Here is a 13,614-nt window from a genome sequence, read left to right on the forward strand (position 1 = left end):
TTCCTCCGTCCGTATCAGCCTACTCCGGCCAGAATCCCAGCCAGCGGAAGCATGACGGAAAGAAGGATCAGACCAACCGCAATCGCCAACACTGCAACCAGGGTCGGCTCCAGTCTTGCCACCATCGCATCGATGGAAGCATCTGCCTGCTGTTCGTAATCATCGGAAATGTTCTGCATGACTTCGTCCATCTTACCGCTGCGCACACCTACTTTGATGAGCTGGATGTGGAAGCTGCTGAACAGTCCGGACTCCTTCATGGCCTCATAATAGCCCTCACCCAGCTGCAGCTTTTCGCTGCAGACATCGATTTTTTCTGCCACCGTGCCATTGTCTACCAGCTCTCTTGCCAGCTCCATACCTTTATCCAGTTCCATACCGCTTCGAATGGTCAGTGCAAGCACTGCGGTAAAACGGCGGCCGGCAGCTGCCAGCGCTGTCTTGCTGTTTCGTTTCAGCCTCTCCATAAGCTTGTGAGCAATCGTCAGTTCTTTTCCTGCGCCAGCCGCGATCGCCGCGATCAGGATTGCCACTGCCAGAAGCACAAACACCACCAGAGCTGCACCGCTTAAAATACCGCCCAGTCTGGAGGCCGCCTGGGAAAGCGGAGACATCTGTACACCAAGCTGTGCGTATACCTGCTCAAAAACCGGCATAACCCGAGTGAACAGAACAAACAAAACAATCAACAGCATGCCGACCATCATCACCGGATAGGTGATGGCATTGCGGATGTTTTTCATCATGTAATATTCTTTTTCATAGTAGTCTGCCAGGGACTCCATCATCTGGTCCAGGGTACCACTCTGCTGTCCCAGCTTTGCCATGCGCACCACGTAGGGCGGAAATGCGCCGGTACGTTCCAGGGATTCAAAGAACGGATCCCCCAGCTCCACATCCTCACCCATGGTGTGGAGAAGCTTCTTTTCCTCTTCGGTCGGGGCATCATCTGCCATGAGATACAGTCCCTCGTCCAACGGAACTGCCGCCTTTAACAGGATAGACACCTGAAGGCAGAATGCCGACAGTTCCCGTCCGGTGTAAACTTTCTCTGCCATAGTTCTCTCCCTTTATCCCTTAGTAAGTATACTTTGCCTGATAGTTGGAACCATTTCCGATATACTGCTTGATCGAGTCACTCTGTCCGCCTGAGGAAGCGAAGGTCGGATCCATCAGCGACCAGTTGTGTCCGTCAAAGTAGATGAAGTTGTCTACCCAGCCGACATTGTCGATGTAAACATTGACCCACGCATGATACAGGCCGCCGCTGTAGCCAATGACCAGCTTGGTCGGGATGTCCTGGGAACGGAGCATAGCCGTCATCAGGGCTGCGTAATCAAAGCAGATGCCTTTGTGCTCTGCAAGAACCTGGTCCACATTCGGCAGGTAACCGCTCTGCACGGATGCTGCCCTTGCCGTATCGTACGTAATGTTGTTGATCACGTAATTGTATACATTGGTAACAACACCGATCTCGTCTGCCGCAGATGCTGCCAGCTCCGCACCTTTGTTTACTGCTGCACTTCCGTTCCAGAAGTTTACATACTGGTTCGGGGTCAGGAATGGGGCAAACTCATCGCTCAAGCTGACCGATACATTCTGGCTCATAACCTGTGCGTACTGGTTGCCACTGACATTCTCGAAAATCTTGATGCTGTAGGTTCCGCTTCCCTCGGTAAACGGGAATACCTCGTAGGCATCACGCGCGTTTAAGTCGTACGTATAAGTGGTTGACTTTGCAATCTGGATCTTGATGCGGCTCTGTCCGCCGGTATACTTGATCATGACATAGCCCTTGGATGTATTGGATGCATCGATGGTGGCACGACCATTTCCATAGGTCACACTGCCGCTTGCCACCGGGGTACGCACATCGCTGCCTGCCGGTTTCTGGTAGAGCGGAACAGCTTCGTCCTCGATGACAGCCAGAGTCTCTGCTGCTCCAGCGTCTGCCAGCCCCAGAGATTCCTGAGAATCTTCTGCAGTCTCCGTCACTGCTGCAGTTGCTTTACCTGCCCCTGCGGTTTCGGTCTTCTGTTCGTTTTCCACAGACTCTTTCCCATTTTCCGCAGATGCTGCAACGTTCGCAGAAGCCACCGTTTCTGCCGGAACGCTGCTGCCCGCGCACCCGTACAGCATAACTGCCGTCATCACAGCTGCTGCACTGACACAGATATTTCTTTTTTTCATACGTTAACACCTCTTTTGCGAAAACGCCCCTGGATCCCAGGAGTGCCTTGCTGCTAAACAATTTCATACATCCGGTAACTGCCTGGCAAATCTGCTCTTTTTAGTTCAGCCGCTGTCTCACGATCTCGTAAGCCAGTACGCCCGCTGCCACGGAAGCATTCAGGGAGTCGATGTCGCCCTTCATCGGGATGGATGCGATCATATCGCACTTCTCACGGATAAGTTTGCCGACTCCGTTTCCTTCATTTCCGATCACCAGACCGATCGGCCCTTTTAAATTCAGGCGGTACATGACTTCACCGCCCATATCCGCGCAGACAAACCATAAGCCACGTTTTTTCAGGTCTTCGATCGTCTGCGCCAGGTTGGTAACCTTTGCCACCGGTGTGTAGTTTAATGCACCAGCGGAGGTTTTTGCTACCGTTGCAGTAAGACCTGCCGCGCGGTGCTTCGGAATGATGACACCATGTGCACCTGCCAGGTTTGCGGTACGGATGATCGCGCCGAGGTTGTGCGGATCCTCAATTCCATCCAGGAGGAAGATAAACGGCGGCTCGCCCTTTTCTTCTGCTGCCTTTAAGATGTCTTCCACCTCTGCGTACTCGTAAGCCGCAGCGTAAGCGATGACACCCTGGTGCTTTCCAGTCTCAGACATCTGGTCCAGGCGCTCTCTCGGTACGAAATTGATGATGGTATCGCCCTTTCTTGCCTCTCTTACGATGGTCTGGACCGGTCCGTCCTTACAGCCATCCTGCACGAACAGCTTATCGATCGTTTTTCCGGAGCGGAATGCCTCTAACACGGCATTGCGTCCTTCAATGGTTAATTCTTCGTATCTCATGAAAGTTCTCCAATCTTTTCCAGTCCGTCCCGGATCAGTTCCAGGAGACGGTCGTGACGTGCCTGCAGGTACAGATACCCGACAAGTGCCTCAAAGCCGGTTGCCATGCGGTAATCGATCATGGTGGCGTGCTTGGCCGTGGTAGCTGACTTGGCATTGCGCCCGCGCTTATAAACTGCCAGCTCTTCCTCGGTTAACTCCTCCTGAATGGCTTTGATGATATTCGCCTGTGTCTCTGCCTTTACCAGACTGGCACTCTTTTTATGCATCTTGTTGACCTGCATGCTGCCGTGGTTGATAACCTTCGTGCGGATGAGCAGCTCGTAAACGGCATCTCCGATGTAGGCAAGCACCAGCGGCGAGTAGGTCCGCGGATCTACCGTTTCCAGCTTTAACACTTTTGCGATAGCTTCCTCGATCTTTATGCTCTCTTCCATTTTACACCCTCTCTGGTATCTTCCAGGATAATGCCCATATCCAGAAGCTGCTGGCGGATCTCATCGGCACGGGCAAAGTTTTTCTCTTTTCTTGCCTGCTGTCTTGCCGCGATCAGCTCCTCGATCTCGCTGTCCAGAACCTCTGCCTTGCGCTCGGTAATGATACCAAGAACATCGCTCAGTTTGCTGATGGTTTCCTTAAGCAGATCTACATAGGCTTTGCTGCTTTCTTCGTTTGCGGTGCTGTTTGCCAGCTTCACCAGCTCGAAGATTGCAGAAACCGCATCTGCGGTGTTGAAATCGTCGTCCATAGCTGCCTCGAATTTCGCGATCAGCTCATCTACAGTCTTCTGGTTCTCCTGCTCTGCCTCAGTCAGTGCATCGCCGGATACCTTGCCCTGCAGCTCTTTTAACTTCTCAACGGAGGTGATGATACGCTCCAGTCCGTTCTTGGAAGCCTCCATGAGCTCCGCACTGAAGTTGATCGGGCTGCGGTAGTGGGCGCTCAGCATAAAGAAGCGCAGAACCTGAAGGTCATACTTTTCACCGATCTCGCGAACGGTAAAGAAATTTCCAAGAGACTTGGACATCTTCTTGTTGTCGATGTTTAAGAAGCCGTTGTGCATCCAGTAATTTGCAAAGGTCTTGTCGTTTGCTGCCTCAGACTGCGCAATCTCGTTCTCGTGGTGCGGGAAGATTAAGTCCTCGCCGCCTGCATGGATATCGATCTGCTCGCCCAGATACTTTTTGGACATCACAGAGCACTCAATGTGCCAGCCCGGACGGCCCTGGCACCACGGAGACTCCCAGTATGGCTCGCCTTCTTTTTTCGGCTTCCAGAGAACGAAATCGGACGGATCTTCCTTGTTCTCTTCGCCGGTCACCTTCAGTTCACGGAAACCGGACTGCATCTCGTCTAAGTTCTTGTGGGAAAGCTTACCGTAATCCTTAAAAGATTTGGTACGGAAATATACGGTACCGTCTGCTGCCACATAAGCATGTCCCTTGTCGATCAGGGTCTGGATCATCTCCAGCATACCTGCGATCTCCTGGGTTGCCTGCGGATGGGTCGTTGCCGGTTTTACATTCATGTCCGCCATGTCTTTCTTGCACTCTGCGATGTAGCGTTTGGAAATGGTCTCTGCATCGACACCTTCCTCGATGGCTTTCTTGATGATCTTGTCGTCTACATCGGTGAAGTTGGAAACGTAGTTCACCTCATAACCCTTGTACTCGAAATAACGGCGTACGGTATCGAAAATGATCATCGGACGTGCGTTTCCGATATGGATAAAGTTATATACGGTCGGTCCGCATACGTACATTTTTACCTTGCCAGGCTCCAATGGCACAAACTCTTCTTTTCTTCTGCTCAGTGTATTAAAAATTTTCATAATCGTTTTCTCCTTGTCTTCTCCCATATCGGGCTGTTTTCTTTTCCGCAGCAGTTTCTGCCGTCCTGTCCACATATGCGTGTCCGGCAGTTCCCTGCCAATGCTGCAATTTCAGAGTCTGCTTTTATTCTGCTTCTGTACTCTTGCTGCAACACCCCGGACAGCCGCCGCAGCCGCCGCTGTAGGCGTCATCGCGGTATACCATACGGTCATCTGCCGCAAAATCACGCATATGGGAAAGCAGGGTGATCGCCTGGGAGGAGATTCCCTCGCCGCTTCCGGTAAAGCCAAGCCCCTCTTCGGTCGTTGCCTTTACGCTCACCTGATTTACTTCCAGATGCAGCGCCTCTGCAATGTTTTTTGCCATCTGCGGACGGTAAGCTGCAAGCTTTGGCCGCTGCGCAATGATGGTTGCATCGATGTTTTCGATGATATACCCCTCTTTTTCCAACAGTGCACCTACCTCTTTTAACAGGGCAATGCTGGAGATTCCCTTATATTTCGGATCGGTATCCGGAAAATGCTGGCCAATATCTCCCAGTGCGGCAGCTCCCAAAAGAGCGTCCATGACTGCATGAACCAGCACATCCGCGTCGGAATGTCCGAGAAGACCTTTTTCATAAGGAACCGTAACGCCTCCCAGGATCAGATCCCGACCCTCTACCAGCTTGTGGACGTCGTATCCTTGTCCAATTCGCATATTTATATCTCCTTTATTTCTTTCATTTCCAGTTACAGGATCATGCGGAGCTTCTGTTTTACGCAGCGCACCCGCAACTCATTCTGGCAGTAACAGTTTTCCCCGTCTGCGTGAACCGGCATCGGCTGTTCCACATGAATGACCGCTTCCTTACAGCGATAGAAATGAACACCGCGCCGCCGTCCCAGATGTCCACGGTAGGCGTCTAAAAGAACCGGGAGCAGTCTCAGTTTGGATGCTGTATGCGCAACACAAAGTTCCAGTTCTCCATCGTCAAAGACTGCCTTGGGCGCAAATAAGAAGCCACCGCCTTCACTGCCATGATTATGCACAGACACAAAATAAATATGGTTAAATTCAACCCGTCTGGCTCCGTCCAGGATCAGATAGCCCCTGGATGCCTTTGCCGTCAGCAGTTGTTTCAGACCAGCCAGAATATAGCGTCCTCTTCCGGGGATCTGCCTAAGTTCTCCGGGCTTTGACCGGTCTAACAGCCGGTGACAGACTGCTGCATCAAAGCCAATTCCGCTGCTGACCATAAAACGCCGGTAAACCGGCTCCTCATCTTCATAGGAAAGGATGCCATAATCCACCCTGCAGATTTCTTCTGGATTTAAAATCCGTTTCAGGCACTTTCCCGGATTTCTGGAGTTATTCAGGCCACGGGCCAGATCATTGCCGGAACCGGTCGGAATATACCCCACCGTAAGGAAATCCCCGATAGACAAACCGTTTAACACTTCGTTTACCGTTCCATCTCCGCCGACTGCCACAATGGTAATCTCCTCCTGCATGTCTGCAGTCAACTGCGCGGCAATGCGTCTGGCATCGCCCGGACTTTCAGTCTGATAAGCCTCATAGCTGATACCGGATTTCCGGATCTGACGTTCCAGTTTTTTCCATATTTTTTCTCCACGACCGCCATGCGCGTTCGGGTTTACGATAAAATAGTACATGGGCACCTCCCGCATCTGTAACTGCAAAGCAGTTACCCACACATTATTACCTATCAGTATATCATAAAACTGCAAAATCTCCTAAGAATTTTTGTATAAAAATAGGTTCAATTCTGACAATCCTCAAAAATTTTCTCAAAAGCAGCCAGTGAATAGGAAAAAGAATATCTCAAAACAGATTTCCGTGCATCCAATATAATTTTGATTTTGATATCAAAAAGAGCCAGACCACAAAGACCTGACTCTTCCAAATTTTGTTTTAACCATGTTCCATTCCGGCAGCCTCTGCCGTATGAACGTCAGCCAGTTACCTTCTGTCTTGCTGTTCTGCGGCTTTCCACGTAAACACTTCCGTATACAAACAGATACATCACGTATGCTAAAACCATGGCTCCCGTCACATCGACTACGGAATGCTGCTTTAAAAATACGGTAGACAAACAGATCGCCACCATGATCACGAACGAGCTCCGGCGTACCCACTTCCGGTTTTTCAGGCGTTCACTGTTCATGACACTGATGTGCACACCCAGGGAATTGTATACATGAATGCTTGGGAATACATTCGCCGGAGTATCGCTGTCATGAATCTTCTGCACAAGGTAACAGAAAATGCTCTTGTTCGGATCCACTTCTACCCGGAGGTCAGTTCCATTCGGATATACCGTGCAGATCAGCATGCTGATCGTCATGCCTATAAATAAGAAAGCACATAACCGGTAATAGTCCTGCTTATCCGTAAAAAAGAAATACAGTACCGCCCCGGATACGTAGAAAAACCAGATGATATAAGGGATGATAAAGTATTCGCAAAACGGAATCATATCGTCCAGTGCCACATGCATGATCTTGTAATTGTCCGTGATCACGCTTTCCAGCCAGAAGAAATACGGCAGGTAGAAAAGGATGTAACCACACACCCAGATGTGTCCATATTTTTTTAACAGGTTCTTCACTTGACTTTTCCTTTCCAAAGAATTCTCTCGACTTTTTCGGATTATATCACACCGTTTTTCAGGTTACAAGGGATTTTGTAAAAAATTTAAAATCAAAAAAATACGAAAAAAGAAGTTCTGGAAAACCAGAACTTCTAGTAAGTAGCGGAAGGGAGATTTGAACTCTCGACACCACGGGTATGAACCGTGTGCTCTAGCCAACTGAGCTATTCCGCCATATTTGGTTTTGGTATGGGGCCTATAGGGCTCGAACCTATGACCCTCTGCTTGTAAGGCAGATGCTCTCCCAGCTGAGCTAAGACCCCATATCGTTGTCACTAAGCGTTTCGCTTGCGACTCAGATAGTTTACCTTGTTTTGGCAAATATGTCAAGCGTTATTTTTATTTTTCACAATATTTTTTACACGCATTTTTTACAATTATATTTTGCATTTGCCGCATGATCCCATTGTGCCGCATGCTTTTCCTTTTCCAGGTTTTCGCTTATACCATCGCGCGGTACTCTCGCTTCCAGGTTTCGACTAATTCCCGTGCAGCCTTCTCTCCCTCAGCCGCGTCTTTCCGAAACCAGCTTTCCACCTGTTTTACCGTCTCGGATTCCTTTGCCTCTTCCTGTGCACGGACGAGTGTTTCATCCCAGGCGGACTGTTCTTCCTGTGTAATCGTGTTCCGGAACCGTTCTCCCAAAATCACACGGCTGTCCAGTTTTGTGATCCAGTACAGGCTGCGCAGGCATTCCCGGCTGCCGCTCCGGTTATAAGCTTTTTCGAATGCCTCAGCCGCCTTGTCAAAAAGGAACATCCGGCCATAGCAGGCACCCAGATTGTTCCAGACTCTGGCAAGCAGCGGATCCTCTGCCTCATCCGAAGGATCATCCAGGATTTCCTGATACATCTTTGCTGCTTTTCCATACTGGCGCATACCAAACAGGGCGTCTGCCCGCAGTTTTTTTACTTCTCCTGCAGATTTTTTCCGGTAAGACGACAACGTCTGACGATATTCTGAAATCTCATTCTGGGAATAATAATCGCTTTCCTGAAGCAGAAAGATCAGCATTTCGTCCGGGTCTTCCCCGCTTTTTCTCCAATTGTCTAGTTTCAATGCCAGAAAACCAAGATTTAATTCTTCCCGCAAAAAATCCAGAAGGCGGTCATCGACCAGCCGGTCCATCACAAGCAGCGGATAATGATAAATGACGTAAGCCAGCTCCTGGGAAGAATACAGGTGCACACCAAGGAAGCTTACATAATATGGATTTTTTACCTGTTCTGATCTGCATAATCTTAAACTCATAGCATAACCTCTTGCACGACTTTTGCATCTGACGCTGGGAACAATTCCCCAAATCCCCGGTCTGTCAGCGTAACGCGCATTGTTTTTTCATCGAGAAATGTAATTTCAATCCTAACCTTTGTCGTTTTTTCCGGACGTTTTGGGAATCCCTCCAGCATGATCGTGACTGCTTTTTTCTTTTTGGAGTCAAATCGCGTGATTTCCAGTTCTACTGCATTCTGCTTCTCCGGAATCACTTCCAGCATAGCTCCCATGTTTCTCCAGCTGTCTCCGACCGCTGCAAGTGTCACTTCTTTTTCCTGTCCTTTGAATAAGACTTCCATCGTGACGGTTGCTTTTAAACGCCCTTCACAGATCATGGCATACGGGTAGGAGGTCTGCGGGCGCAGATAGTCTGCCGCACAGTAAGCTGCGCCTTTGGCAAAGACGGCTGTTTCCATGTATACACGCCGTTTCGTACAAAGCAGCTTCATAAAGTCTTCTGCCCACTCCCGTTTTTCAAACCCTTTTCCCATCAAAAACACAGCGGAATACAGTTTTCTCTGCATCAGCCGTTCTGCGCAGGTGCAAAGGATCTTGTCACCAAGCTTCGCGCCGGAAGGTGTTTCCAGGATATCCAGGCTGAAACTTTCTTCGATTCTTTTATACTCTGCCAACACTGCATTTTTCTTTAGGCCACGCTGCACTTTCATTTCGTAATAACGAAGTTCCTCTTCTGACAGGTCAAACATTCCAACCGTCCCGTTCCAGATTTCTTTTTTCTGGCTTAGCATATAATAGATAAAGCTTTCGGAATGTCCAATGACCCGGATGTTTTCTTTTGAAACTCCAAGCTTTTCCCCGCAGGAATACAATACCTGGACCAGACGTTCATCCAGACTGCGCACCGTAAAGGTCAGCCCTGCAAAACTTTCCGTCTGTCCCAGCTCTTTCTGGACGATCTGAAGCACACGCTCCAGAAACAGCAGCAGAAGTTCTTCTGCCGGATAGCGTTTCCCATCGAGCGTTGCCGTTCCATCTTTTAAAACCAGCTTTACCAGCTTGTCGGTCAGGTTTCCTTCCCCACTGAGGGTGCGCGCATAAGCATCTTCCCCAACAGACCAGGTTTCTGCCGTCTTGTGGCGGCAAAGCACCGTGGGAAATGTCCATATTTGTTCTTCGTCTCCGCAACTGATCTGTGTGTATTCGTCGCACAGATCAATGCCTGCTACCAATTCGTTCATATAATTCCTCTTATCCAGCATCTGCCTTTTTTGCAAATACCTTATCTGACAAAACCTGCTTTTTTATCCTTACATTAAGGTAAACAAAGATTCCATGGCCGCATGGTCCGTCAGGTATTTTTCCATTTTTTCTTTCAATTGTGATGTATTGTGTTCCATCAGACACCGGCTCATATCGTTGAGTGCAGTAAAGCGGCTCTCCCGTCCGCCATTTAAAGAACTGTCGTAGGAAAGACGCCCGCCATCTTTTTTAACCGCGGTACAAGGTGAAGCTGTATCCAGGACATCTCCGCTGCTTCTTTCCTCTGCCACGTTTTCATAAACCTCATATTCCAGCACCTCTCCCTCAAACAGCACATGCTGATGGATGTAGATGCCCGGATATACTTTTATAAACTCCGCGTTGTGGCTGTTTTCTTCTACAGGCAGTACCCGGATTTTCAGTTCCGGCCGCACTTCCCGACTGCCCCGGTATTCTATGGTAATCTGGTCCATGATCGAATCCGGCATCGGAATCTTCTGTCCAAGCTGATGGAAATACGCGAAAATCCTACCCTCTTCCAGAAGCTGGTCCACCATGCCGCGCGCCAGTTTTTCCTGTTCTTCTGACAGACTTTCCTTACGGCTGTACCACAGTGTCAGCGCCAGCATATAAATCGTAGGGATCCGTTTTTTCTCAGGGATCTGCTTCACCGTTTCCTCCAGATACGCAAAAACCGCATCGGTCGTCGGACAGTTTTTTAAGAAATAATCCGCAGACTTCATGGTAAAGTAAGCTTTTGTCACCAGCTCACTGACCCGTTTTCCTTTTCGGTAACAGGCAAATACCGGATCAATATGCTTTGTTTCCCCGCTGAACATCATCTGCGCAAGCAGACGTTCTGGAAGATCGTAGAGTTCAACATGCTCCTCTTCGCTCTTTTCAAGCATCTGGTACATCTGCTCCGATGTCCCGTTGAAATGCTCACACAGATAATCCAGCAATGCGCCATCCCACTCACCCTGTGAAAACAGATTCCAAGAAAGTCCAAGCAGTGTATCGTCGGATTCCGGCATCTGGTTTAAGATCATCCGGCTGCACAATTTCAGCAGTTCTTCCTTATCTGCTCCGTCATAGCCATAATTTTGGATCAGCGAAAAGGCCTCCACATAGTTATCCTGACAGATCAGCAGTTTTAAAAGCTTTGCGCGTTCTTCATGACTTAAGTTTTCCGCATTGACCTGGGTCAGATAGTCCAGGACTCCCGGCATATTCTCTTCTGTTTCCTGTTTTTCACTGTCATAACCGATCAGACACGCAAGCAGTTTTTCCTGAAACAGGGGATGAAGATGCAGTTCTTTCAGCGTGCGCTTTAAAATGCGCCGGTCGAGTGCATCTTTCATGCCATTTTGTACGATCGCGCTGCAGCGCTCCAAAAGCAGCATTGGCTGCTCCGGACAAATTTCATAGCAGCGTTCTTCCAGTTCTTTTTGGTCTGTCATCATCGCCTGCTGTTTCCGGTAAGACACATTGCTGTAACGGTTTCCGCATGCATCCTCAAACAAAAGAACCGGATGGCTGGAAAAGAGCGGCGCATACGCAATTCCATCTTTCACAGGGAAGACATCTTCCCGCTCCAGTTCTTCATAACACACAACGACCGAGCGGATATTTTTCCCGGATACCGTAATGCGGTACGATTTTAAAATGGCAGGAAAGACTTTCGCTACCTGTTCATCGATCATCTCCTTATAAAGAACATGCTGATATAACGTCACGAGGCGGCTGTTTACGCGGGAGCGCAGCAGCTGCTCCATGGTAAACTGTTCGATATCCCGCTCATACTGACGGTACAAAGATGAGTCCGGATTCATGAATTTGACAATATTACTGTAGAGCACTTCCCGGTTTGCCGTGTCCATGGATTTTTCATAAGAAAAATACAACAGAACTTCTTTCGGAAGCAAATACGGGTAATCCTCCGGAAGTGCATACAGGTAATATTCATAAAGCCTCGTCAGACTGACACCATCGTTTAGCGCCTTCTGATACCAGGTGAAATATTTTTTATCACGGCAGTCTGTTTTGATCAGGATACTGCAGATCGCATTGAGGATTTCCGGTTCCGGATACTGCCGGTACAGCATAGTCAGCAGACGGAACAACAGTCTGCCGCTGCGCTTCACCGTTACAGCCAATTCTGCTGTTTTTAACGCAAATGTTTTATCGACCAGTTTTCTCTTCGCAGCAAACATCAGCACCTGTAATTCGAAATCGGAAAGACCGGTAAACAGTTCCGGATGATTCTGATATAATTCCCAGACCCGGACATACAGATACGGGCTGCGGCTGCCGCGCTCGAATTCTTCGCGAAGTTCTGCAATCCCCTCTTCCTCTGCTCCTGTTTCTTCCTCTTTAACCGGCTGAAGCTGTTTGGAAAGATACTGGTGAAGCTGTTCATATTCCGGACGGTACTTGCGCACGGAAGCAGCTTCTTCCCGGCAATTTCCCAAAACTTCTTTTGCAGCTTCGGTATCTCCCTCCAGCAAAAAAAGATCGGCCTGATACAGATTTACCGCAAGACTCTCACCATACTGGCTGCGAATGAGTTCCAGTTGCTGTTTCAGCTGATTGCGCATCAGCGCTTCCCCATACAGACCAAGCTCATACTCCAGACGCAGTTCCAGATAGTTTCCAAATGCTTCCCTTCTTCCGTAAACGGATCGGTCTTTGCCATCATCTCCTGCCAAAACTTCGAATGGAACACAGATCTGCTGACGCATCGTTGAAATCCAGACAGCGCCAAGATTCTTGCCCTGATGCAAATGCGCAGGATCGATCCGGTAAGGGATCTCGCAGACACCATCCTGGAAATCCGCATCCGTAAACACCGCTTTTGAAAGTATAATGAACTCTCCATCCGTTTCTGCTTCCAATCGGATATATCCCCAGGTGCTGCACTCCACCAGGAGTGTTCCCTGCAAATTTTGTTCCGGGTTTTCAAAACTGCGCAGCGACGTGTCGACACTCAGTTCCACCGGTTTTTTCGCATGGAGTCCCACCAGAAACTCTTCCAGTTCATTCTGGCGGTTCGGTTTTCCCTTTAAGCCATCATACAGGGCACGGACCTGCAGATCCTGCATAAACGGGGCATCCGTAAAGTCACGATAATCAAACAAACGTTTTGCAAACTCACTGTCACACTGCACCAGCTTTGCGAATGTCTCAGCCGTTTTTAAACCGGCCAGGATTTTTCCCACCGGATCCGGTTCCACAACAAAAGAATATGGCAGCTTTTTCTCGCCGCCATTGGTCACAAGATCAAACACTCCCTCGATTTTGTCTCCATCTGACAGGGTTCGGCAGTCAACCTCATAAAAAATTCGATTCCGGTTTCCTCCAAAGGAAGTACCCAGAACCCGCACACGCGGATGGGACGAATACACCAGACCTTTGATAAAACAGCCATAGCGGTCCGTCACATAAAGTTCTTTTCTGCATACCTGACCTGCAGTCACCGGTCCCTCACACGTTTCCGGCTGGATCAGTACCTCCGGGATTTCCGCGTCAACGATGCCCTTTGCCAGTCGGTTAATTCTTTCTCTCATAGTATCCCCTGTCTTTTTCTTTACATATGGCACTAG

At 49.1% G+C, this 13,614-nt stretch carries 11 protein-coding genes and 2 tRNA genes; all 13 read right to left on the reverse strand.

The genetic code is table 11. The features are described 5' to 3' along the window. Nucleotides 1-14 precede the first annotated feature (14 nt). Nucleotides 15-1,058: a type II secretion system F family protein gene (locus DWZ40_RS15125; RefSeq protein ID WP_118543730.1), complete on the reverse strand. Its 1,044-nt coding sequence runs from the start codon at nt 1,056-1,058 to the stop codon at nt 15-17. 19 nt (nt 1,059-1,077) lie between these two features. After that, nucleotides 1,078-2,190: a transglutaminase-like domain-containing protein gene (locus DWZ40_RS15130; protein WP_243035354.1), complete on the reverse strand. Its 1,113-nt coding sequence runs from the start codon at nt 2,188-2,190 to the stop codon at nt 1,078-1,080. Nucleotides 2,191-2,290: 100 nt separating this feature from the next. Further along, nucleotides 2,291-3,031: a 23S rRNA (guanosine(2251)-2'-O)-methyltransferase RlmB gene (gene rlmB / locus DWZ40_RS15135; protein WP_118543731.1), complete on the reverse strand. Its 741-nt coding sequence runs from the start codon at nt 3,029-3,031 to the stop codon at nt 2,291-2,293. Further along, a complete protein-coding gene (locus DWZ40_RS15140; protein ID WP_118543732.1) occupies nt 3,028-3,468 on the reverse strand; it encodes a ribonuclease III domain-containing protein in 441 nt (146 codons plus the stop codon). The genes rlmB and DWZ40_RS15140 overlap by 4 nt, the downstream gene beginning before the upstream one ends. Further along, nucleotides 3,453-4,862 carry a cysteine--tRNA ligase gene (gene cysS / locus DWZ40_RS15145; protein ID WP_118543770.1) on the reverse strand — a complete coding sequence of 470 codons (1,410 nt, stop codon included), beginning with the start codon at nt 4,860-4,862 and terminating at the stop codon, nt 3,453-3,455. Before cysS ends, DWZ40_RS15140 begins: the two co-directional genes overlap by 16 nt. A gap of 124 nt (nt 4,863-4,986) precedes the next feature. Then, nucleotides 4,987-5,562: a 2-C-methyl-D-erythritol 2,4-cyclodiphosphate synthase gene (gene ispF / locus DWZ40_RS15150; RefSeq protein WP_118543733.1), complete on the reverse strand. Its 576-nt coding sequence runs from the start codon at nt 5,560-5,562 to the stop codon at nt 4,987-4,989. A 32-nt stretch (nt 5,563-5,594) separates the two neighbouring features. Further along, the gene (locus tag DWZ40_RS15155) at nt 5,595-6,518 is read right to left on the reverse strand and encodes a diacylglycerol kinase family protein (protein WP_118543734.1); all 924 of its coding nucleotides are present in this window, start codon (nt 6,516-6,518) and stop codon (nt 5,595-5,597) included. A 299-nt stretch (nt 6,519-6,817) separates the two neighbouring features. Next, nucleotides 6,818-7,474 (reverse strand): phosphatase PAP2 family protein, encoded by a 657-nt coding sequence (locus DWZ40_RS15160; RefSeq protein WP_118543735.1) that lies wholly within the window; start codon nt 7,472-7,474, stop codon nt 6,818-6,820. 142 nt (nt 7,475-7,616) lie between these two features. Then, nucleotides 7,617-7,690, reverse strand: a tRNA-Met gene (locus DWZ40_RS15165). A gap of 16 nt (nt 7,691-7,706) precedes the next feature. Further along, nucleotides 7,707-7,779 (reverse strand) — tRNA-Val (locus DWZ40_RS15170). A gap of 178 nt (nt 7,780-7,957) precedes the next feature. Beyond that, nucleotides 7,958-8,767, reverse strand: coding sequence for a tetratricopeptide repeat protein (locus tag DWZ40_RS15175; protein WP_118543736.1), 810 nt, complete (start codon nt 8,765-8,767; stop codon nt 7,958-7,960). After that, on the reverse strand, nt 8,764-9,990 hold the full coding sequence (locus tag DWZ40_RS15180; RefSeq protein ID WP_118543737.1) for a DUF5716 family protein: 1,227 nt from the start codon (nt 9,988-9,990) through the stop codon (nt 8,764-8,766). The genes DWZ40_RS15175 and DWZ40_RS15180 overlap by 4 nt, the downstream gene beginning before the upstream one ends. Nucleotides 9,991-10,059: 69 nt before the next feature. Continuing rightward, nucleotides 10,060-13,578, reverse strand: coding sequence for a DUF5717 family protein (locus DWZ40_RS15185; protein ID WP_118543738.1), 3,519 nt, complete (start codon nt 13,576-13,578; stop codon nt 10,060-10,062). Between the last annotated feature and the right edge of the window lie 36 nt (nt 13,579-13,614).

This window comes from Clostridium sp. AF32-12BH, assembly GCF_003477935.1.
Classification (GTDB): domain Bacteria; phylum Bacillota; class Clostridia; order Lachnospirales; family Lachnospiraceae; genus Brotaphodocola.

Bases quoted from the DNA above. Each gene is read 5' to 3' on its own strand.
- DWZ40_RS15125 (WP_118543730.1), bottom strand. From the start codon at position 1,058: ATGGCAGAGAAAGTTTACACCGGACGGGAACTGTCGGCATTCTGCCTT.
- DWZ40_RS15140 (WP_118543732.1), bottom strand. From the start codon at position 3,468: ATGGAAGAGAGCATAAAGATCGAGGAAGCTATCGCAAAAGTGTTAAAG.
- rlmB (WP_118543731.1), bottom strand. From the start codon at position 3,031: ATGAGATACGAAGAATTAACCATTGAAGGACGCAATGCCGTGTTAGAG.
- DWZ40_RS15185 (WP_118543738.1), bottom strand. From the start codon at position 13,578: ATGAGAGAAAGAATTAACCGACTGGCAAAGGGCATCGTTGACGCGGAA.
- DWZ40_RS15175 (WP_118543736.1), bottom strand. From the start codon at position 8,767: ATGAGTTTAAGATTATGCAGATCAGAACAGGTAAAAAATCCATATTAT.
- DWZ40_RS15155 (WP_118543734.1), bottom strand. From the start codon at position 6,518: ATGTACTATTTTATCGTAAACCCGAACGCGCATGGCGGTCGTGGAGAA.
- DWZ40_RS15180 (WP_118543737.1), bottom strand. From the start codon at position 9,990: ATGAACGAATTGGTAGCAGGCATTGATCTGTGCGACGAATACACACAG.
- cysS (WP_118543770.1), bottom strand. From the start codon at position 4,862: ATGAAAATTTTTAATACACTGAGCAGAAGAAAAGAAGAGTTTGTGCCA.
- ispF (WP_118543733.1), bottom strand. From the start codon at position 5,562: ATGCGAATTGGACAAGGATACGACGTCCACAAGCTGGTAGAGGGTCGG.
- DWZ40_RS15130 (WP_243035354.1), bottom strand. From the start codon at position 2,190: ATGAAAAAAAGAAATATCTGTGTCAGTGCAGCAGCTGTGATGACGGCA.